At 72.6% G+C, this 17922-nt stretch carries 18 protein-coding genes; 10 read left to right on the top strand and 8 right to left on the bottom strand.

What is annotated here, in order from left to right; genetic code table 11:
- From ACIPY5_RS07500 to ACIPY5_RS07485, 4 genes are all read left to right on the top strand, one after another.
- A complete protein-coding gene (locus tag ACIPY5_RS07500; RefSeq protein WP_400968714.1) occupies window positions 1-1314 on the top strand; it encodes an ATP-NAD kinase family protein in 1314 nt (437 codons plus the stop codon).
- 83 nt (window positions 1315-1397) lie between these two features.
- Complete coding sequence (locus tag ACIPY5_RS07495) at window positions 1398-2156, top strand: SDR family NAD(P)-dependent oxidoreductase (RefSeq protein WP_400968710.1); 759 nt, start codon at window positions 1398-1400, stop codon at window positions 2154-2156.
- A 195-nt stretch (window positions 2157-2351) separates the two neighbouring features.
- A complete protein-coding gene (locus tag ACIPY5_RS07490; protein ID WP_400968707.1) occupies window positions 2352-3908 on the top strand; it encodes an SDR family NAD(P)-dependent oxidoreductase in 1557 nt (518 codons plus the stop codon).
- Between the two features lie 216 nt (window positions 3909-4124).
- Window positions 4125-4553 (top strand): DUF1761 domain-containing protein, encoded by a 429-nt coding sequence (locus ACIPY5_RS07485; protein ID WP_309338757.1) that lies wholly within the window; start codon window positions 4125-4127, stop codon window positions 4551-4553.
- A 186-nt stretch (window positions 4554-4739) separates the two neighbouring features.
- On the opposite strand, the gene ACIPY5_RS07480 is transcribed toward ACIPY5_RS07485, so the two are convergent.
- The 4 genes from ACIPY5_RS07480 to ACIPY5_RS07465 all read right to left on the bottom strand — a co-directional run bounded on the left by ACIPY5_RS07480 (window position 4740) and on the right by ACIPY5_RS07465 (window position 7041).
- Window positions 4740-5330: a dihydrofolate reductase family protein gene (locus ACIPY5_RS07480; protein ID WP_400968704.1), complete on the bottom strand. Its 591-nt coding sequence runs from the start codon at window positions 5328-5330 to the stop codon at window positions 4740-4742.
- Between the two features lie 166 nt (window positions 5331-5496).
- The gene (gene purQ, locus ACIPY5_RS07475; RefSeq protein ID WP_400969851.1) at window positions 5497-6198 is read right to left on the bottom strand and encodes a phosphoribosylformylglycinamidine synthase subunit PurQ; all 702 of its coding nucleotides are present in this window, start codon (window positions 6196-6198) and stop codon (window positions 5497-5499) included.
- Between the two features lie 2 nt (window positions 6199-6200).
- Window positions 6201-6449 carry a phosphoribosylformylglycinamidine synthase subunit PurS gene (gene purS / locus ACIPY5_RS07470; protein WP_309338763.1) on the bottom strand — a complete coding sequence of 83 codons (249 nt, stop codon included), beginning with the start codon at window positions 6447-6449 and terminating at the stop codon, window positions 6201-6203.
- A 70-nt stretch (window positions 6450-6519) separates the two neighbouring features.
- Complete coding sequence (locus ACIPY5_RS07465) at window positions 6520-7041, bottom strand: adenine phosphoribosyltransferase (RefSeq protein WP_235281709.1); 522 nt, start codon at window positions 7039-7041, stop codon at window positions 6520-6522.
- Between the two features lie 190 nt (window positions 7042-7231).
- Here ACIPY5_RS07465 and ACIPY5_RS07460 point away from each other — a divergent pair, with 190 nt between their 5' ends.
- The 4 genes from ACIPY5_RS07460 (at window position 7232) to ACIPY5_RS07445 (ending at window position 11788) form a co-directional block, all read left to right on the top strand.
- Entirely contained in the window at window positions 7232-8707 is a 1476-nt protein-coding gene (locus ACIPY5_RS07460; RefSeq protein ID WP_400968700.1) for a glycoside hydrolase family 1 protein, read from the top strand.
- Between the two features lie 15 nt (window positions 8708-8722).
- Window positions 8723-9745, top strand: a complete 1023-nt coding sequence (locus ACIPY5_RS07455) for a LacI family DNA-binding transcriptional regulator (protein WP_400968697.1) — start codon at window positions 8723-8725, stop codon at window positions 9743-9745.
- 94 nt (window positions 9746-9839) lie between these two features.
- Window positions 9840-11165: a sensor histidine kinase gene (locus ACIPY5_RS07450; RefSeq protein ID WP_400968694.1), complete on the top strand. Its 1326-nt coding sequence runs from the start codon at window positions 9840-9842 to the stop codon at window positions 11163-11165.
- On the top strand, window positions 11162-11788 hold the full coding sequence (locus ACIPY5_RS07445) for a response regulator (RefSeq protein ID WP_400968691.1): 627 nt from the start codon (window positions 11162-11164) through the stop codon (window positions 11786-11788). The genes ACIPY5_RS07450 and ACIPY5_RS07445 overlap by 4 nt, the downstream gene beginning before the upstream one ends.
- Window positions 11789-11948: 160 nt before the next feature.
- On the opposite strand, the gene ACIPY5_RS07440 is transcribed toward ACIPY5_RS07445, so the two are convergent.
- Both ACIPY5_RS07440 and ACIPY5_RS07435 read right to left on the bottom strand, forming a co-directional pair.
- Window positions 11949-13022: a hypothetical protein gene (locus ACIPY5_RS07440; RefSeq protein ID WP_400968688.1), complete on the bottom strand. Its 1074-nt coding sequence runs from the start codon at window positions 13020-13022 to the stop codon at window positions 11949-11951.
- Window positions 13019-13894 (bottom strand): DUF1266 domain-containing protein, encoded by an 876-nt coding sequence (locus ACIPY5_RS07435; RefSeq protein ID WP_400968686.1) that lies wholly within the window; start codon window positions 13892-13894, stop codon window positions 13019-13021. Before ACIPY5_RS07435 ends, ACIPY5_RS07440 begins: the two co-directional genes overlap by 4 nt.
- A gap of 104 nt (window positions 13895-13998) precedes the next feature.
- Between ACIPY5_RS07435 and ACIPY5_RS07430 the strand changes: the two genes are divergently transcribed.
- The gene (locus tag ACIPY5_RS07430) at window positions 13999-14715 is read left to right on the top strand and encodes a TetR/AcrR family transcriptional regulator (RefSeq protein ID WP_400968683.1); all 717 of its coding nucleotides are present in this window, start codon (window positions 13999-14001) and stop codon (window positions 14713-14715) included.
- Window positions 14716-14727: 12 nt separating this feature from the next.
- Here ACIPY5_RS07430 and ACIPY5_RS07425 read toward each other — a convergent pair whose 3' ends face one another.
- On the bottom strand, window positions 14728-16074 hold the full coding sequence (locus tag ACIPY5_RS07425) for a uracil-xanthine permease family protein (RefSeq protein WP_400968681.1): 1347 nt from the start codon (window positions 16072-16074) through the stop codon (window positions 14728-14730).
- A 213-nt stretch (window positions 16075-16287) separates the two neighbouring features.
- A complete protein-coding gene (locus ACIPY5_RS07420) occupies window positions 16288-17163 on the bottom strand; it encodes a phosphoribosylaminoimidazolesuccinocarboxamide synthase (RefSeq protein ID WP_400968678.1) in 876 nt (291 codons plus the stop codon).
- A 79-nt stretch (window positions 17164-17242) separates the two neighbouring features.
- Here ACIPY5_RS07420 and ACIPY5_RS07415 point away from each other — a divergent pair, with 79 nt between their 5' ends.
- Window positions 17243-17836, top strand: a complete 594-nt coding sequence (locus ACIPY5_RS07415) for a GNAT family N-acetyltransferase (RefSeq protein WP_400968676.1) — start codon at window positions 17243-17245, stop codon at window positions 17834-17836.
- Window positions 17837-17922 lie beyond the last annotated feature (86 nt).

The following is a 17922-nucleotide window of genomic DNA, read 5'->3' as shown; positions in this document are numbered from 1 at the left end:
GTGATCGGTCTGATCGTCAACCCTGTCGCCGGGGTCGGCGGGCCCGCGGGCCTCGCCGGCTCCGACGGCGCGGCCGTGCAGGCGCAGGCGGCGGAGCACGGCTCCGTGCCGCGCGCGCACGACCGCGCCCGGCAGGCGCTGACGGTCCTCGCGCGCTCGCACCCCGGGGCGCGGATCCTCACCGCCGCCGGAGCCATGGGCGCCGCCGTCGTGACGGAGGCCGGGCTCGAGCCGGTCGTGGTCTTCACCCCGTCCTCGGTCGCGACCACGCCCGACGACACCTCCGCCGCGGTCGCCGCCGTGGCCGCCGCCGGAGCATCGCTCGTGCTGGTGGCCGGCGGCGACGGGACCCTGCGCGACGCCGTGCGGGGGCTGGCCTCCCTCTCGGGGTCGGGTGAGCCGGTGGATCCGGTCGGTCCGGTCGGTCCGGTGGGTCCGGTCGGTCCGGTGGGTCCGGTTTGGGGCGCACCTGTGCCGTTTGGGGCGCCGTACGCCGGCGCTGACGGTCGTGACGCGCCCCAAAACGTGGATCTGCGCCCCGAATCGGCCGTGCGCCGCGCACGTGTCGAGCCGGCCGTACTCGGGATCCCGGCCGGCGTGAAGATGTACTCGCCGGTGTTCGCCGTGAGCCCCGTCGCGGCGGGCGCCCTCGCCGTGGACTGGCTGGGATCCGAGACCGTGCCGACTGCCGTGCGCGAGGTGCTCGACGTCGACGAGGCGGCGCTTCGCCGGGCCAGGGTCGAGCCCGTGCTCTACGGCAGCCTGCGCGTGCCGCAGCGGCTCGGACGCACCCAGGCGCGCAAGGCGCCGACGCCGGTCTCGGAGCAGGAGGCGGTCGCCGCCGCCTCGCAGGGAGCCGTCCGGGCGATGCGACCGGGCGTCCGGTACCTGCTCGGCCCCGGCGGCACCACGGCGCAGATCGCCGCCCAGCTCGGCCTCGCGAAGACCCCGCTCGGCGTGGACGTCGTGCTCGACGGACGCCTCGTGGCCGCGGGAGCGGACGAACAACGGCTGCTCGCCGAGGCCGCCGCCGGCCCGGCGCAGGCCGTGATCACGGTGATCGGCGGGCAGGGGTTCCTGCTCGGCCGCGGCAACCAGCAGCTGTCCCCGAGGGTGATCCGCGCTCTCGGGGCGGATCCGCTCCTCGTCGTCGCCCCCGAGCAGAAGCTCGTCGACCTCGGCGGGCGCCCGCTCCTCGTCGACACCGGCGATCCCGACGTCGACGCCTCCCTCGCCGGACACATCCGCGTCATCACCGGCGCCGAGGCCTCCGCGTTCTACGCTGTCGCCGCACCCGAAGCCCTCGTCACCTGATCCGTCCCGCCGGTCCCGAGCTTCGCGACAGGACCGGATCCCGAACCCACCCCGACCGCATCCCGACCCGCAAGGAGCACCCCATGCGTCTGCAGAACAAGAACGCCATCGTCACCGGAGGCGCCGGCGGCATCGGCCGCGCCACGTCCCTCGCCTTCGCCGCCGAGGGCGCCAACGTCGCCGTCGTCGACCTGAACGCGGAGGCCGCCGAGGCGGTGGCCGAGGAGATCCGCGCCGCCGGCGGATCCGCGGTCGCGATCGGCGCCGACGTCTCGAGCGAGGCCGAGATCGAGCGCGTCGTCGCCGCGGTCGTCGACGGCTTCGGCGGCGTCGACGTGGTCTTCAACAACGCCGGCATCATCCGGCGCACCACGGCGGTCGAGACCACGGTCGAGGAGTGGGACCGGGTGTTCGGCGTGAACGTGCGGGCGATCTTCCTGATGTGCAAGCACGTCGTGCCGATCATGGCGGCGAACGGCGGCGGATCCATCGTCAACACTGGATCCGGCTGGGGCCTCAAGGGTGGCGGGCAGGCGATCTCGTACTGCGCGTCGAAGGGGGCGGTCGTCAACATGACCCGCGCGCTCGCGATCGACCACGGCCCGCAGGGGATCCGCGTCAACTCGGTGAACCCCGGCGACGTCGACACCGGGATGCTGCGCGACGAGGCCCGCCAGCTCGGTCAGGACCAGGCCGGCTTCCTCGCCGAGGCCGCCGAGCGCCCGCTGAACCGGATGGGGCAGCCCTCCGAGATCGCCGCGGCCGTCGTCTGGCTCGCGAGCGACGAGTCGTCGTACGTGACCGGATCCGCCCTCGTCGTCGATGGCGGCGGCATCGCCTGAGTCCGGTCGCCGCATCCTGTCAGGCGGATCGCGCCGAGCGCACGGGTTCGCGCCGAGCGCACGGCTTCGCGCCGAGCGCACGGCGTCTTCACGCGAAGGCCCGGTGCCTTCGGCAACGTCCCGTGCATTCGGCGGGGAGCCCGGGTGCCCCCGCATCCGGGCTCCCATCCAGGCGGCTCGCGTAAAATCGTGACAATGACCGACGCCCCCTCCGACGCCCCGTCGACGCCGAGCGACCGCAGCGCCACGACAGGCGGCGACGCCGTCGGATCCGGCATCGATCCGGCCGACCTCGCGACCACCCTCCGGGTGCTGGCCGAGTTGCACGGGCTCGATCAGGACCACCCCGACTTCATCGCCGTCCGGCGTGCGACCTCGGCCATGTTCAAGGCCGCCAAGCGCGTGCGCCGGCGGGAGATCCGCGATGCGATCGCCGAGGCCGACCGGGCCGTCATCGCGGCGACCGCGACGGGTGCTCCCGACCGGATCGACGACGAGACGCGCGGTCTCGACCTCGCGAGCAGCGTGACGGATGCGGCGACCGCGGGCGAGCTGCTGAAGCCCCGCAACTGCTACATCTGCAAGCAGCTGTACACCACGGTCGACGCGTTCTACCACCAGCTCTGCCCCGACTGCGCGCGGTTCAGCCACGGCAAGCGCAACGCCCGCACCGACCTCGACGGCAAGCGCGCGCTCCTCACCGGAGGTCGCGCCAAGATCGGCATGCACATCGCGCTGCGGCTGCTCCGGGATGGCGCGCACACCACGATCACCACGCGGTTCCCGCGCGACGCGGTGCGCCGGTTCGCGGCGCTGCCCGATTCGGCCGACTGGCTGCACCGGCTGCGCGTGGTCGGCATCGACCTGCGCGATCCCGCCCAGGTGATCGCCCTCGCCGACTCGGTCGCGGCGCAGGGGCCGCTCGACATCCTCATCAACAACGCCGCGCAGACCGTGCGGCGCTCGCCCGGTGCGTACTCGCTGCTCGCCGACGCCGAGCTGCAGCCGCTCCCGAACGGGCCGCTGCCCGAGATGGAGACCTTCGGACACACCGCGGATCCGCACCCCGAGGCGCTGCAGGCCTCGGTCGACGCGCACCCTCTGCTGTCGATCGCGTCGCTCGGCGGCACGATCGCGGAGCAGGGCGGCCAGGCGCTCACCGCCGACGAGCTGGCCCGGCTCGCGATGGCGCCCGGATCCTCCTCCCTCGCGAAGCACGCGGACGGCACGGCGATCGACGCGGGCGGCCTCGTGCCCGACGTGAACCGGGTGAACAGCTGGGTGCAGAGCGTGGACCAGGTGGATCCGCTCGAGATGCTCGAGGTGCAGCTCTGCAACACGACAGCGCCGTTCCTGCTCATCAGCCGGCTGCGTCCGGCGATGGCCGCCTCGCCCGCGCGGCGCAAGCACATCGTGAACGTCTCGGCGATGGAGGGCCAGTTCTCCCGTCGGTACAAGGGGCCGGGGCACCCGCACACGAACATGGCGAAGGCCGCGCTGAACATGCTCACCCGCACGAGCGCGGGCGAGATGCTGGAGACCGACGGGATCCTGATGACCGCGGTCGACACGGGGTGGATCACCGACGAGCGTCCGCATTACACGAAGGTGCGCCTCGCTGAGGAGGGCTTCCACGCCCCGCTCGACCTCGTCGACGGCGCGGCCCGCGTGTACGACCCGATCGTGCGCGGCGAGGCCGGCGAGGACGTCCACGGCGTGTTCCTGAAGGACTACGAGCCCAGCCCCTGGTGAGCGCGCCCGCGGCGCCCGCCCCTCTCCAGCTTCTCCCACTTTCGCGTCGTCCCCGTCAGCGGAGCCCATAGGCGCCGCTGATGGGGACGACTCCAAGGTGGGGAGGCCCGTAGGGGCGCACCGCTTCGGCGGGCCGGCATCGAGCCGGGGATCCGCGGCGGTACTCTGAGCGCACCGGGGCGCCGACCGCGTCCGGCACCGACCGAGGAGGCTGTCATGGTTCCCGAGATCAACTACTGGGCCGTGCTGCTGGCGACCGCGTCGAGCATGGTCGTCGGATCCATCTGGTACGCCCGCGGCGTGCTCGGAACCCGCTGGGCCCGCCTCGCGGGGGTCGACCTCGACAACCCCAAGGGCAGTCCGGTGCTCGCCATCATCGCGACCGTGATCGTGAGCTTCCTCACGGCCTGGGTGCTCGCCGGGGCCACGGCGATCGCCTGGCACTTCTACGGCGGATCCTTCTTCCTCTCAGCGCTCGTCACCGCGATCACGCTGTGGATGGGATTCACGGCGGCGCGGTTCATCACGCACGACGCCTTCGAGGGGCGCCCGAGTTCGCTGACCGTCCTGAACATCGCGCACGAACTCGTCACGGTCGTGGTGATGGCCGTCCTGATCGGCGTCTGGCCCCCGGCCCTCGGCTGATCGCCGCGCCGTCCTCGGCTGCCGCCGCGCCGGCTGATCGCTCCCTCTCCACCGCCCCTCGATTCGGCTTGCCCCCTCTGGCGTCCCATCCACTACGACCGCGATATGGGGGCACCCAGAGGGGCGAGAGCGAGGGGGCGCGAGCGAGAGGGAGGGGGCGAGCGCAGCAGTGCTGCGGAGGGGGCGTCAGCGGCGGATGGCGTAGCGGTGCAGGGTGACGCCCTGGTCGTAGGAGGCCTGCTCGAGCAGGTCGAGGATCACCGGGGGCCTCGTCTCGCCGGGGCGCGGATCGTCGAACAACGGGCGGCCGGGTCCGAGGATCGCCGGATGCGTGAACAGCAGGAGCTCGTCGAGCAGCCCCGCCTCGAGCAGTGCCGTGGCGAGCGTCGCCCCGCCGACGCCGATGCTGCCCTCGGTCTCGGCGCGGACCTCCGCGAGCCGCGAGACGGCGTCCTCGCCGATGACCCGCGTGTGGAAAGGGGCCTCGGCGCGGGTGCGCGAGACGAGGATCTTCGGCTTGTCGGTCCAGATCGCGCCGTACTCCCGCATGAACGCGGGCAGCGAGGCGTCGTCGCGCGCGGCGGGCCAGAACGACTCCATGATCTCGAACACCCGCCGGCCCTGCACCATGAGTGCGAGGTCCGCGGCGCGGCGGTTGAACTCGCGATGCAGCGGCTCGTCGATCCGCATCCAGTCGCCGTCGCCGTCCTCGCCCGGAGCGGCTTCGATCCGCAGATCGAGGGACACGTTCATCCAGTAAACGAACCGGCCGGCCATGCGCCTCTCCCATCGTCGGGGACGCTCTCGACGCTAACCCCGGCCCTCCGCAGGCGCAACGCCCCCTCGTGGTGACCCTCACCAACGGAGTCGTCCCCGTGAGCGGACCTCAGGGGATCCGCTGACGGGGACGACTCGGAAGTAGAAGCTAAGGCGGCGACGCGGGTCAGGCGGCGACGCGGGCGATCGCGGCGATCGCGCTCGTGAAGAAGGGCAGGCCGTCGACGCCGCTGCGCATGGCGACGGAGGTGTCGGGGCCGAAGCCGGGCTCGGTCGCGTGCTCGGGGTGCGGCATCAGGCCCACGACGTTGCCGCCGGGGTTGGTGAGGCCGGCGATGTCGCGGAGGGATCCGTTCGGGTTCACACCCGCGTAGCGGAAGGCGACGAGCCCCTCGCCCTCGATGCGGTCGAGCGTCTCGTCGGAGGCGATGTAGCCGCCCTCGGCGTTCTTGAGCGGGATGATGATCTCCTGGCCGCGCGCGAACTCGTGGGTCCAGGCCGTGTCGGCGTTCTCGACCGTGAGCTTCTGGTCGCGGCGCACGAAGTGCTGGTGGTCGTTGCGGATCAGGCCGCCGGGCAGCAGGTGCGCCTCGACGAGCATCTGGAAGCCGTTGCAGATCCCGAGGATCGGCATGCCCTTGGCGGCGGCGTCCTTGACCTCGGTCATGATCGGCGAGAGCGCGGCGATCGCGCCGGAGCGCAGGTAGTCGCCGTAGCTGAAGCCGCCGGGCAGGATCACGGCGTCGACGCCGTCGAGGTCGTGCGCCCCGTGCCAGAGCGCGACGGGCTCGGCGCCGGCGATGCGCACGGCGCGCTGGGCGTCGCGGTCATCGAGGGAACCGGGGAACGTGACGACCCCGATCCGCACCGTCATTCGGCGACCTCGACGCCCACGACGTCCTCGATCACGGAGTTGGAGAGCACCTCTTCGGCGATCCGCCGGGCCTCGGCGAGCACCTCGTCGGTGACCTCGCCGTCGACCGTGAGCTCGAAGCGCTTCCCGATGCGGACGTCGCTGAACGCGGTCACGCCGGTGCGGGCGAACGCTCCGGAGACGGCCTTCCCCTGCGGGTCGAGCAGTTCGGACTTGGGCATGACGTCGACGACGATGGTGGGCATTGGAGGCTCCGAGATGTCGCGGGCGGGAGGGCGCGTCAAGTCTACCGTCCGGCGAGAGGCCGGACCGCGGTCAGCTGCGGAACACCGTGTGCACGTCGCCGACGACGTCGCGGCCGCCCAGGCCGTCGATCTCGAAGAGCACCGAGATCCCGGCGACGTGATAGCCGAGCTGCTCGACGATCCGCCGGCCCGCGGCCAGGGTGCCGCCGGTCGCGAGCACGTCGTCGATCAGCAGGATCCGGGATCCGGCGGGCAGGTCGTCGTGCATCTCGATCGTGGCGGTGCCGTATTCGAGGGCATAGTCCACGGACGCGGCAGGCAGGGGCAGCTTGCCCGCCTTGCGGATCGGGACGAATCCGGTCCCGGCCTCGATCGCGGCGGCCCCGGCGAGGATGAAGCCGCGCGCCTCGATCCCGGCGACGACGTCGAAGGATCCGCGGAACGGCGCGACGAGCGCCTCGGTCGTCGCCTGCAGCGCCTCGCGGTCGGCCAGCAGCGGCGTGATGTCGCGGAACAGGATGCCCGGCTCCGGGTGGTCCGGGATCGAGCGGATGAGCGATTCGGCACGGACGAGCGCGGGCGAGGAGGTCACCGGTCCAGGGTACGCGGGAGTGGGTGTCCGCCCCGCCTGTTGACATCGTGGGAGCGCTCCCATAGCCTGATCCGGATCGCCGGGGAAGGCCCTCATGCGGCACGAGCGTCCGTGATGAGCGCCCCGCCGTGAATCCCGCCGCGAATCCACCACCGCGCCGCCCCGACGACGCACCAGCGAAGGAGCGCCCTTGAACACGTCCGTCCGCCGCTTCCCCGACGGCTTCCTGTTCGGAGCCGCCACCGCCGCCTACCAGATCGAGGGCGCCGCCTTCGAGGACGGCCGCACCGCGTCGATCTGGGATGCCTTCGCCCGCGAACCCGGTGCCGTTCTGAACGGCGAGAACGGCGACGTCGCGTGCGACCACTATCACCGCTACGCCGATGACGTGCGGCTCATGGGCGAGCTGGGTCTGCAGGCCTATCGCTTCTCCACCTCCTGGGCGCGCGTGCGCCCGGACGGCGGTGCGGTGAACCCCGCCGGCCTCGCGTTCTACGACCGCCTCGTCGACGAGCTGCTCGCGGGCGGCATCGTGCCCTGGCTCACGCTGTACCACTGGGACCTGCCCCAGGCGCTCGAGGAGAAGGGCGGCTGGACCTCCCGCGACACGGCGGAGCGCTTCGTCGAGTACGCGCTCAGCGTGCATGACGCTCTCGGAGACCGCGTGCAGCACTGGACCACGCTGAACGAGCCGTGGTGCTCCTCGTTCCTGTCCTACACCGCGGGTGTGCACGCGCCGGGCCGGGTCGGCATCGAGGACGGCATGCTCGCCGCGCACCACCTGCTGCTGGCGCACGGCCGCACCGTCAGGGCGCTGCGGGAGCGGGATCCGCAGCTCGACCTCGGGATCACGCTCAACCTCACGGTCGCCGATCCCGCCGACGCTCGTGATCCCGCCGACGTCGACGCCGCGCGCCGCATCGACGGGCAGTTCAACCGCTGGTTCCTGGATCCGGTGCTCCGCGGCGCCTATCCCGCAGACGTCGTCTCCGACATCCGCGAGGTGGATCCGGTCGCCGTGCGCCGCTGGGCCGCCGCGATCCACGAGGGCGACCTCGACACGATCGCCGCGCCGCTGGACTGCCTGGGCGTCAACTACTACCACGGCGAGCTGCTCTCCGGGACGCCGCAGTCCGGCAGCGAGGGCACGCCGCACGACGGCGGCGTCGAGGGCGAGAACGCGCGGCGCACGCGCTCTCCGTTCCCCGCCGCGGACGACGTGCACTGGGTCGAGCGCGGGCTGCCCCGGACGGGCATGGGCTGGGAGGTGCAGCCCGAAGGGCTCACCCGGCTGCTGCGCCGGCTCGGCACGGAGTACGCGCCGGGGCTGCCGCTCTACGTGACCGAGAACGGTGCGGCGTACGATGACGAGCTCGAGGGCGCTCGCGTGACGGACCCTGCGACGGGGGCCACGACCGGCGGGGTCGTCCATGACTCCGAGCGGGCCATGTTCCTGCGGGAGCACGTCGCGGCGACCTACGACGCGATCGAGGAGGGCGTCGATGTGCGCGGCTACTTCGCGTGGTCGCTCCTGGACAACTACGAGTGGTCCTGGGGCTATGGCAAGCGGTTCGGGATCGTGCGGGTCGACTACGACACGCAGGAGCGGATCGTGAAGGATTCCGGGCGCGAGTACGCCAGGATCATCGCGGCCAGGGCGGTCTGAGACATGGTCGGGGGGATGGAGTCCGGCGTCGGGCGCGCCACGATCGAGGAGGTCGCCGCCGCGGCGGGCGTCTCCCGGTCGACCGTGTCCCGGGTCGTGAACGGGTCGACCGCGGTGAGCCCGCACGCGCTCGCGGCGGTGCAGGACGCGATCGCGCGCCTCGGCTACGTCCCCAACCGGGCGGCGCGCTCGCTTGCCCTGCGGCAGACGCACGCGATCGCGCTCGTCGTGCCGGAGGACACCCGCCGCTTCTTCGGCGACCCCTACTTCGGCGCCGTCGTCGCGGGGATCAGCGACCGGATCGCGCGCTCGGACTACATCCTGAACCTGCTGATCGCGAGCGACGATCCGGGCGGCCGGATGACGGGCTTCGTGCGCAACGGCGGAGTGGACGGCGCCATCATCCTGTCCCATCACAACAGCGACGCCTTCGTCGATCGCATCGTCGAGGCGGTCCCGGTCGTGTTCGGCGGACGACGTACGAACGGTGCCGAGGACGACTGGTACGTGGACGTCGACAACGTCACGGGCGGCAGACAGGCCGTCGAGCATCTGCGGGACATCGGGCGGCGGCGGATCGCCACCGTGACCGGGCCGCTCTCGATGGCGGGCGCCGTGGACCGGCTCGCCGGGTTCCGCGCGCGGCTCGCCGAGGACGGGCTCGAGCCGTTCGCCGAGATCGCCGGCGACTACTCCGAGGCCAGCGGGGCGCGAGCGGCACAGGAGCTGCTCGAGCGCGCCGCCGAACCCGGAGGGGCGCTGCCGGATGCGGTCTTCGCGGCGAGCGACCTCATGGCCCGGGGCGTGCTGCGCACGCTCCGCGGCGCGGGCGTGCGGATCCCGGAGGACGTCGCGATCATCGGCTTCGACGACTCGCCCGTCGCACTCTCGACGGATCCGCCGCTCACGACGATCCGCCAGCCCATGCACGCGCAGGGCGAGGAGCTCGCGGGCGTGCTGATCGACCGGCTCACCGGAGCAGCCCCTCCGCGCCGCACCACCCTCGGCACCGAGCTCGTGGTGCGGGGCTCGGCCTGAGGCCGAACGGGGCGGTGCGAGAGCGGTCGGCGGCAGGCGGGTGATAGCCGATCGGCTGATGCGGATCGGGCCGCGGCGTTCGTAGGCTGAGCCCATGGAGCCGCGGTCGGAGGTGCAGCAGCACGAGGCGTCCCTCGGCGACGGCGTGCGCGGGATCCTCGCGCCGGTGCGGTTCGGACGCGCTCTTCAGGTCGTGCTCATCGCGCTGATCGTCGTGAGCGCGATCCGATACCTGCTCCGGCACGGCGAGGGCGAGAACGCGGTCCCGGTCCTCGCCGGGGCCGCGGCGCTGGCCGTGGCGGCCGTGCTGCAGGGGCTCGTCCCCCGTCGCGGCGCGTGGCCCGCGACCTGGGCGCTCGTGGTGTGCGTGCTCTGGGCGGCCCTGACGCTCGTGGCCCCGTCGTTCGGATGGTGCGCCGTCCCGCTCGCCTTCGCGGTGCTGCAGATCCTCCCGTTCTGGCCGGCGACCGCCGCGATCACGGCGATGACGGCCGTCGTGATCATCGCGGAGCTGCGCCTGTCCGCGCTGTTCGATCCGACGCTCGTCGCCGGTCCGATCGGGATCGCGTTCGCCACGATCGTCGCTTATCGCGCGCTGGATCGCGAGGCGCGCGCCCGCCAGCAGCTGCTCGACGAGCTCACCGCGACGCAGGCCGACCTCTCGGCCGCGCAGCATCGCGCCGGCGCGCTCGCCGAGCGGGCGAGGCTGTCGCGCGAGATCCACGATTCGGTCGGACAGGACCTGTCCAGCATCAACCTCCTGCTGCAGGCCTCGGAACAGGGGTGGGAGCGCCGTCCCGAGGCCGCCAGGGAGCAGGTGCGCGCCGCGGCGGGCGCGGCGCGGTCGGCGCTCGACGAGGTGCGCCGCGTGGTGCGCGACCTCGCCCCCGGTGAGCTCGAGGGCGCGGCCGGATCCCTTCCCGCCGCCCTCGCGCGCGTGGTCGAGGAGGCCTCGGGGCGCGGCGTCGACGTGCAGTTCCGCAGTCACGGCACCGCCGCCGAGGTGCCCCTTCCCGTGGCGTCGGCCATCATCCGGACCGTGCGCGGGGCACTCGCGAACGTCGCGGAGCACGCCCGCGCGAGCCGGGCCGTGGTGAGCCTCACCGCGCAGCCCGATGAGCTGCGTCTCGACATCCGCGACGACGGCGTCGGCTTCGACGCCCGGCCCGCGGCGATGTCGGCCAGGGCGGCGCAGCGCCGCACGGCCGGCCGCGGTCAGGGCATCCCGGGGATGGCGGAGCGGATCGCGCAGCTCGGCGGGGCGCTGCAGGTCGAGAGCGCCCCGGGGGAGGGCACCACGCTGTCGCTCGTGTTCCCCCTCGCCCGGGACGGGTCGGGGTCGGATCCGCGGGAGCAGGACGGATCCGCTCCGGCTGGGCAGGATGGATCCGCTCCGGCTGGGCAGGGGGAGAGCCGATGACCCTGCGGATCGTGCTGGTGGACGACCACCCCGTCGTCCGTGCGGGCGTGCGCGCCCTGCTCGAGTCGACGGACGGCCTCGTGGTCGTGGGAGAGGCGTCGAACGCCGCCGATGCCGTCCTGGCGGCCGAGACGGCCCGGCCGGATGTGGTGCTCATGGACCTCAGCCTGGGCGACGGCGAGGGCGGGATCGTCGCGACGGGGCGCATCCGCGCGCTGCCGGATCCGCCGGCCGTGCTCGTGCTGACCACGTACGACAGCGAGTCGGACATCCTGCGCGCCCTGGACGCCGGGGCGGCCGGCTACCTCCTCAAGGACGCTCCGCCGGAGCAGCTCTTCGCCGGAATCCGGGCGGTGCACCGGGGCGAGCCGGCGCTCGCCCCCTCGGTCGCCGCCGTGCTCATGCGGCGCGCCGCCTCACCGGAGCCGCGCATGACCGAGCGGGAGGTCGAGGTGCTCGAGCTGCTCGCGGACGGACTCGTCAACCGCGAGCTCGCGAAGGCGCTCTTCGTCTCCGAGGCGACCGTGAAGTCGCACCTCTCGCACATCTACGCCAAGCTCGGGGTCGACACCAGGGCGGGCGCCGTCGCCGCCGCGATCGAGCAGCGGATCATCCGGCGCTGACCCGGGTGCGAGCAGGACGCACGAACGGCGCGCCCCCGCGGAGCCCCGACCGCGACCGAAGCCACCGCCGCAGACGCCGAAGCGCCCCGCCTCCCTGCCGTGCACAGCGCAGGAGACGGGGCGTCGGTCGCCGGTCCCCCCAAGAGACCGGCGCCTGCGGTCAACCCCCTGATCGCAGGATCGCCCCGCCGAACAGCGCGAACGCCGTGATCCCTGCGGACAGGATCACCGCCGCCGATACGCCGGCCACGGCGAGCAGGGACACGCCCTGTCCGCCGAGGCGCTGTCCGCCCAGCCCGATCGCCACGCCCTCCGGTCGTGCGATCGGGCCGGTGTTCTCGTCGCGGTACGGGCCCGTGCGCGCCGCGAAGCGTCGGTGCAGCTCTTCGGCGAGCTGCACGGTGCCCTGCATCACGTCCGGTCGGTCGAACCGGGTGCTGCCGGGCAGATACACGTAGGCGCGGTCCTCGACCAGTTCGAGCTCGGCGCCGGCGCCGAGGTCCAGGACCCGCGCCATGAGGTCGGGCGTGAAGATGTAGAGGGCGTCGCGCTGATAGCCCTCGGGCACGAGCAGCTGGAAGGTCGATGCGAAGTGCCCCTCCAGGTCCATCCGCGCGCCGCCCAGCCCCAGGGTGGGCACGATGCTGCGACGGCGGTTGCGCAGCACGATGTGCGGCACCTTCGCGGGCAGCGGCAGCTCGATGAAGGCGAAGGGCCGCTGCACGGTCGCGGCCTCGTCCCGGCCGCCGACCGAGCGCGCGAGGCCCAGCTCGAACGGGATGCGCGGATCCTCCGAGGCGACCACGCCGCGCTCGACCGAACGGCGCATGCGCGTGAACGCCGAACCAGGGCGCCGGGTGCCCTGCAGCAGATCCGCATAGGCCCAGCCGTTGGCCCCCGCGAACATCGCCAGGCGCGCGCGACGGGAGAGGCCCACGGCGTACCAGACGAAGCCCGCTGCGCCCATCACCCCGTAGAAGACGCCGAACACGGCGAGCAGCGGCACGCGCGCGAGCATCCCGATCGAACCCAGCCACCAGAGCGCCGCCACGATCGCCGCCGTGAGCAGCAGCACCCCGGCGAGCACGGCGAAGAAGCGCCGGTGCAGGGGGATGCGCGCCGCGCGCTCGTAGGCGAGGAGCGTGCGCATGCCCGGCGGGGTCCGCAGAGCCGAGAGATCGACCCGGATCGGATCCGCGGCGCGCGGATCCGTGCTCCTGCGACCGTCGCTCACCCGACTCGCCAGGGCAGAGACGCCCACGGCCCGTTGCGCTTCGCGGTGGACGCCGCCCGGAATTCGGACCAGCCGTCGCCGAACTTGTCGAAGGTCTTCTCGCCGATCACGCCGTCGCTCCAGTGCATCACGCGGCCCGTGATGTAGCTCAGGCCGAAGTCGGCCCAGGAGGAGAACGCGGGGCGGCCCTCCTCGTTGATGCGGTGGATGATCGCGCGCGCCTCCGGCACGTCGGCGTGACCCAGGGCGACGCCCCAGGTGGCGAGGGCGACGGCCTGGCCGAGCGCATAGCCGTCGAGCGTGCGGACGTAGACGTCGGGCGTCACGATGTCCTTGCCGACGAGCTTGCGCACCTGCGCCTCGACGCCCTCGATCGCGGCGACGAAGGTGCGGGCGTCGCGCTTGTCGCCCCCGGCCTCGATGATCGCGGACGTCCATTCCTTGGACTTCGGCACGCGGCCGAGGCGTCCCGCGAGCTCCGCGCGGATGGCGAGGCACGTCACCCACACATCGCGGCGGCGCCGGACCGTGACGAGCCGCTCGATGCCGGCGAGCCATTCCTCACGGGTCGCCACGCCCCACATCTCGACGAGCCGCTTCTTCTCGCCCGCGCTCAGCGCGGACGCGGTCGGGTCGTTCCACGGGCCCGAGGGCTGGTTCACGATCTGCAGGAAGCCCAGGGCGATCTCGTTCGCCTCGCGGTCGTCCGTCGAGTACGCCTCCGAGGGCTTGACCTTCGCGGCCGGCATGATCCAGATCACCAGGAAGAACAGGACGACGACGCCCACGATGACCCATACCCACCACTGCGCGAAGAGCCAGCCGATGAGGCTGCCGAGGTCGTTCAGATCGACGCGGGCGCTGCCGTGCATGAGGGTCCTCCGGTGTGGGGGGATTTGTAGGTTGAATGAATATTCAGTGATTAATGTAGCGAAAGGACCCGTCACCCGGAAAACGGATCCGGAAGGCACGGCGCATGGCTCGCTCCCCGGAGCAGAACCGCATCGCCCGGGAGCGCTCGCGCGAGAGCCTGCTCGAGGCGGCGATCGGGGTCTTCGCCGAGCGCGGGATCGACGGCGCCACGATCGCCGACATCACCGGGCGCGCGGGCGTCGCGCAGGGCCTCGTCAACTACTACTTCGGCGGCAAGGAGCAACTCGTCCAGGCCGTGATCGACCGCTGGTTCGACATGCTGCTCGGCATCGCGCACAGCGGGCCGCCGCCCGTGCCGGGCCGCGCGCTCGAGGAGCAGGCCCTGCCGCCGTCCGCGGCGTCGCTTCCCCCCGAGGTGCGGCTCGCCGCCATCATCGACACCGCACTCGGCATGACCGCGGTCGCCCTCCCGCTGCAGCGGGTGGTGGTCGCGCTGCAGCAGCAGCCCACCACGCGGGCGCTGTTCGCGGAGGGGGAGCGGCGGCACATGGCGGGGGTCGTCGCGGCGGAGGACGCCGTGCGATCGATCTTCCGCGACCGCGGCGATGCGGATCCGGCGCTCGAGGAGATCATGCTCCGCAGCACGCTCGACGGGATCGTCGGGCAGTGCATCGTCTACGGCGACTCGTATCCGCTCGAGGAGGCGCGCCGCTGGGTGCACCGCCGCTACGGTCTGCCGGAGCCCGCGGCGCCCCTTCCCGGCATGACGAAGCCCGCGCCGGGCTCGGGATCCGAGCCGCGCGCGCGGGCTTCGCGCTGATCGGGGCGCCGATCAGGCGGGGTCGCCGCCCATCGGGCCGACGGCCTCGAGCGGGCGGGGGTCGTCCGCCCCGGACTTGCGCAGCCGGGCGATCGCGTTGCCGCCGTGGTAGATCACGATCGCGGCCACCGTCGCGATGACGATGCCGCCGAGCACGAAGCCCGAGTCCTTGATCGCGATCGAGAAGCCGCCGACCGCGATGACCAGTGCGACCGCGGCGGTGAACTGGTTCACGGGGCGCGAGAAGTCGACGCGGTTGTCCACCCAGATCTTGATGCCGATCACGCCGATGAGGCCGTAGAGCCCGGTCGTGATCCCGCCGAGCACGCCCGGGGGCACCGAGTTGATGATCGCACCGAACTTCGGCGAGAGGCTGAGCAGGATCGCGGCGATGCCGGCGACCCAGTAGGCCGCGGTCGAGTACACCCTGGTCGACGCCATCACGCCGATGTTCTCGCCATAGGTGGTGGTCCCGGATCCGCCGAAGAGGCCGGCGATCGTGGTCGAGACGCCGTCGGCGATGAGCGCCTTCCCGGTCTGCGCGTTGATCTCCGGATCCTCGACCATGGTCGCGACGCCGCGGACGTGACCGACGTTCTCGGCGATGAGCACGAGCACGACCGGCAGGAACATCGCGATCCCGCTCCACACGCTCGGCGTTCCGAAGTCGGGGAAGTGGAACGTGGGCAGGCCGACCCAGGCCGCCTTGTCGACCGCGGAGAAGTCGAGCTCGCCGCGGAAGGCGGCGAAGATGTAGCCCGCGATCACGCCGAGGAAGATCGAGATCCGGCCCAGGAAGCCGCGGAACAGCACCGCGAACACGATCGTGATCGCGAGGGTGAAGGTCGCCGTGACGGGCGCCTTGGCGAAGTTGCCGTAGGCGGCGCCGGCGAGGTTGAACCCGATCAGCGCGACGATCGTGCCCGCCAGCACGGGCGGCAGGAACCGGTCCACCCACTTCACGCCGGCGACGTGCACGACGACGCCGATGATCGCGAGCAGCACGCCGACCGCGACGATGCCCGCGAGGGCCGCGCCGATCCCGCTGTCGCCGCCCGCGGCGTGAGCGGCCGTCGCGGCGGTCACGGGGGCGATGAACGCGAACGAGGATCCGAGGTAGCTGGGCAGCTTGTTCCGCGTGATCAGCAGGAACAGGATCGTGCCCACACCGCTGAACAGGAGGGTCGTCGGCACCGGGAAGCCGGTGAGGATCGGCACCAGGAACGTCGCGCCGAACATCGCCACGACGTGCTGCACGCCGATCGCGATCGTGGCGGGCCAGTTCAGGCGCTCATCGGGGCGGACGACGGCGCCGGGTTCGACGGTGCGTCCGTCGCCGTGGATCTTCCACAGGGACATGCGGACTCCTCGGGATCGGGGGAGGGGGCTGGAGAAACCCTATCCTGGGCGTTCCCTGGGAGCTCGCGTCGTGGCGACGGACCGTGTCCCCGTTCTTGCAGACCGTGTCCCACTTCTGGTGGCGCCGTGTCCCGAATTCGGCGGCGAGACGGCCTGTTTTGCAGCCGAAAGTGGGACACGGTTCTGAACCGGCCCCCGGGCCACCCCGCCGGGTCAGGCCGTCAGGCGGCCGAGCAGCTCCGCATAGCGGGCGGCGGTCTGCGCGACGACCTCCTCGGGAAGCACGGGCGGGGTGCCCTGCTTGTCCCAGTGCGCGCTCAGCCAGTCCCGCACGATCTGCTTGTCGAAGCTCGCCATCCGCTCGGCGGGGGTGGATCCGGTCCGCCACGACGCGGCGTCCCAGTACCGGGAGGAGTCGCTGGTCAGCACCTCGTCGGCGAGGCGGAGGACGCCGTCGGCGTCGACGCCGAATTCGAACTTGGTGTCGGCGAGGATGAGGCCGCGCTCCTCCGCCACCGCGGCGGCGCGTCGGTAGATCGCGAGCGACAGGTCGCGGAGTTCGGCGGCGCGCTCGGCGCCCACGATCTCAGCGGTGCGCTCGAAGGTGATGTTCTCGTCGTGCTCGCCCATCGGCGCCTTGTACGCGGGCGTGAACAGCGGCTCGGGCAGCCGGTCGCCGTTCTGCAGTCCGGCGGGCAGCGGGATCCCGCAGACCGTCCCGCTCTGCTGGTACTCGAGCCAGCCGGATCCGGTCAGGTAGCCGCGCACCACGCACTCGATCGGCAGCATCTCGAGCGACCGGGCCAGCATCGCGCGGTCGGCGACCTCGGCGGGCACGTCGCCGTCCACCAGGTGGTTGGGGATCGGATCCGCGCCCTCCGCGAGCCGGTCGAACCACCAGCGGCTGAGGCCCGTGAGCAGCGCGCCCTTCTCCGGGATCGGCGGCTCGAGCGCGAAGTCGAACGCGCTGACCCGATCGCTCGCCACGACCAGCAGCCGCTTGTCCGCCGGATCCTCCGGCGCGTACAGATCGCGGACCTTGCCGGAGTAGAGGTGACGCCAGCCGGAGAGTTCGAGGGGTGTGCTCACGCGTCCATTATCGCGGGCGTCCCGCCGGCTCGGGCACGGAGCGGGCGGCGATGTCCGAGGTCCCGCCTAGTGTGCTCGGGTGAGCGCCGACTTCCCCCGTGAGATCCTGACCGACCGACTCAGCCTGCGTCGCCCCGAGCCGGGCGACCTCGACGCCGTCTTCGCCGTCAACAGCGATCCCCGCGTGTGGACGCACTTCCCGAGCCTGCGGCCGACCGAGCCGGAACGCGTCGCCGCCATGATCGAGCGCTGGGAGTCGAGCTGGCGGGCCCATGGACTCGGATCCTGGATCGTGCGGCTGCGCGAGACCGGCGAGGTCATCGGCAACGGCGGCAGCACGATGCTCGGCGCCGACGCGCCGGACGCCGGCCCGGACGGTCCCGCCCGGGTGTGGAACCTCGGCTACCGGATCTCCGCCGACCACCACGGCCGCGGCTACGCGACGGAGGTCGCCCGCGCCGCGGTCGAGGCTGCCGCACAGGTCGCCCCCGAGGTCCCGGTCATCGCCTACCTCGTCGAGCACAACCGGGCCTCCGCCGCCGTGGCGGAGAGGGTCGGGCTCCGCCTCGTGCACCGCGCGCCGGATCTGGGCAACCCGGATCCGGCGGTCCTCCGCCTCGTCTACGCCGATCGCGCGCTGACATCCGCCCAGCTCACGGCGGCGCTGCGATGAGTGCTCCGGCACGAGAAACGCTGGCGCGGGGCTCCGGTGCGGCGTATAGTCGTGAGCGGATTAGTCCACATGGACTAGTCGGGATG

The sequence above is a fragment of the Microbacterium sp. NPDC089698 genome (assembly GCF_044749045.1).
Taxonomy (GTDB): Bacteria; Actinomycetota; Actinomycetes; order Actinomycetales; family Microbacteriaceae; genus Microbacterium.
This window is presented reverse-complemented; position numbering and strand designations above follow the sequence as displayed.